Genomic DNA, 941 nt, shown 5'->3' on the forward strand with positions numbered 1-941 from the left:
GTAGTGTAATTTCAGTTCACGGATGATTGCCTGACGAAGCACGCCTTCCCCCTTGCCGTGAATGAACACGAGTTGGCGGCCACGTTCTTTTTTATAGCGGTCGAGAGTCTCTCTAAGAGTTTTCAGCTGAAACTCCAAGATATCGGCCGGTTGCAGACCGGCTGTCGTTTCAAGCAATTCATGCGCATGCAGATCAATTTCTACGGGACGTGAAGAATCGTTGTCTTGAGCCTTGCGCGCCGGCTGACGCACAGGACGGTCTGCCGGTTTGGGCGACACCAGCACCTCTTGCAGTTCGCCGGCCTCAACATAGACGGAACGGACAGGACGGTCATCGCACACGATGTCGAGCAGCAGTGCCGGCTCCTCAAAGAAGTCCGTCTCGCGGAATGTGTGGAGTTTGTAGAAACGAGTACCGTCCACACGCAACCCTACGTTGAGCGGAGCTTTGCCCTGGAAAGGCTTGGAGGGCTTAAAGGCTATGGCCTGAAGCGTGAGACGCTCCATTTCAGGCAGTACATCGCGACGGAACTCCTCGAGAAAGAGTTTGGTGTTGGCCTCCACTTCGCCCTCGTGGCGAAGGACGCAGGCTTTTTCGCCATGGGCAAAAAGCGCAAAGCGCAGATTGTAATTGCTGTCGTTGACGAGATACATTTCGAACGCGGTGTCGGATATTTCTTTCACGTTGACAGGCACGAAAGCGAGCATGGCATTGAGCACGTCGGCTCCCCGACGTTCCAACGGCTTCGGCCGGAAGGTAATGGGGCGGTTGTCTTCCTCTTCTTCGACCGGATGAAGCAATTGACGCACGGGAACCGAAGGGGCATCGTTTTTCTCAGCAGGTTGCGGACGGGCTATATTATAGCTGTCGGTGCTCACCACAACGCATTCTTTAACAAGTGTGGGAATGTCAAACCCGTCGGCATCGCGCACCACGGCAA

General features: G+C 54.8%; 1 protein-coding gene. It reads right to left on the reverse strand.

The annotated features are described in order from the left end of the window. The coding region (locus C5S62_RS00100; protein WP_104403547.1) for a DUF2027 domain-containing protein at positions 1–941 on the reverse strand (941 nt) is incomplete at both ends.

This window comes from Prevotella sp. MGM2 (assembly GCF_002933955.1).
Classification (GTDB): domain Bacteria; phylum Bacteroidota; class Bacteroidia; order Bacteroidales; family Bacteroidaceae; genus Alloprevotella.